The organism is Prevotellamassilia timonensis (assembly GCF_021531665.1).
In the GTDB taxonomy this organism is placed as follows: Bacteria; Bacteroidota; Bacteroidia; order Bacteroidales; family Bacteroidaceae; genus Alloprevotella.
In genome coordinates this window covers 1-1,766 of sequence record NZ_JADYUH010000103.1, presented here as the reverse complement: position 1 = coordinate 1,766, position 1,766 = coordinate 1, and the positions used below count along the sequence as shown (strand labels likewise).

General features: G+C 51.9%; 1 protein-coding gene. It reads left to right on the top strand.

Going from position 1 to position 1,766, the window contains the following annotated elements; genetic code table 11:
* Positions 1 to 712 precede the first annotated feature (712 nt).
* On the top strand, positions 713 to 1,766 hold a 1,054-nt coding region (locus I6E40_RS10510), incomplete at its 3' end, for a VapE domain-containing protein (RefSeq protein ID WP_317207411.1).

Below are 1,766 nucleotides of genomic sequence, written 5' to 3'. Positions count from 1 at the left end.
AAGTTTTTTTAATGTTCACTCCGAGCGACCCGCCAACTTCCTAAAAACCAATGACTTAAGAAAAAGACACTTTTGACTCCAGATTTTTGAGTCAAGGGAAACCGCTAAGGCTCAAGACGTTAGGTAAAAATCGCCCAATGATTTGTTCACTTCCCCGCCGACCCTACACTCCACACGCTGCCGAAATCGACCCCACATACTCCGCCGAGAAACCCTGCATCATGTAAGGTTTCATGTAGGATTTTCCGACCCGACCCTACACACCTAACGCTGCTGATTATCAAACTTTAAACCCGCTTTGTGTAGGGTTTGCCGAGAGTGTATGAACCCCTTGAAAACCGTATAGGTCGGAAAGGCGAAAACGCGCGTTTGCGCGCGAATCCTACTTACTTTTTCAAGTTGTGCGGTTTTTGTCGTTATAATGAGAGTAATTTAAGACTTCTTGACAAATGGGCAAAAGAAAATAGTGGGCAAAAAACTTGCATTCGCCTTTTTCGGAACGTATATTTGCAAACGGGTTCGGGTAGTATGAATCTCCGTTCCAATAGGCTTGTTACTCCAAAGGATTCATCTTGACGCTTCGGTCAAGACAGGGTGAGGTATTACCTTTTCCGAACGCCTCCTTGGACGGTTTCCGAACGCCTTCTCGGACGGTTTCCACATACTACTCCGACCCCTTTCAGTTTCGTAACAAACTCAAAAATATATATTTATGCAAACAAAGAATCTAAAAGTCCTTTTGGCGAAAAGATTAGTCAAGGACATCTTCGCAAATCTCGGGGAACTCTGCGCGTTGATGGCGAAGGATCCCCTCCCGATGAGAAAGACATACGAGTGGCAGAACCCCGACTTCTTCGCTACTCCTCCGGCGTCGCATGTGCAGAAAGTACAAGAACCGCAAGATGCGCAAGACGCGCAGGACGTGCAAGAGTCGCAGCAAACGCAAAAAGCACAGGACGCGCAGAAACTCGCTCAGTCCCCAAAAGCCCCTCGTTCACAAAAAGCCCCTCAGGCACAAGACGTTTCAAAGAAAAAAGCCGGACGCACGGCAGATTTCTACGTACGCCCGAGTCAGGTGAAGGAAGTGATTGAGGCACAGTGGGACGTGCGCTGCAACGCCACGAACTTCGCACCCGAGGCGCGCCGCAAAGGAGAAGACGCCCCCTTCAGAGTCATGGACGAAAGACTCCAAAACTCCATCATCTGGAGCGTACAAGAAATATATCCCAACTGCTACCGCAGCCTCGTGGATGGCTATATCCGCTCGGAGGAAGTACCCCTCTACTTCCCCCTGCGCGACTACCTCCGTGCCCTCCCCGCCTGGGACGGCAGAGACCGCGTCGGAGAACTCGCGGCGCGCATCTCCTCGGACGAACTCTGGAACAAGGTATTCCGCCGCTGGCTGCGCGGCGCGGTGAAAGGCTGGCTCGGCGAAGAAGAAAGCGCGGATGTGTATGATTGTCAGATTGCTCCGCTGCTGGTCAGTGAGCGCCAGGGACTGGGCAAGAGTACGTTCTGCCGCATGCTCCTGCCGAAGAAACTACGCGCTTACTATACCGATAAATTTGACCTCACCTCCGACGCCCACTCCGAGAAACTGTTGGTGGAATATGCGCTCATCAGTATGGACGAGTTTGACCGCTACTCCGAGCGTCAGATGGCGACGCTGAAGAACCTCATGCAACTGACGGAAGTACGGGTGAAGCCGCCGCGCAGCCGTGTGTACAGACTGATGCGCCGCATGGCAGCCTTCATCGGTACGTCAA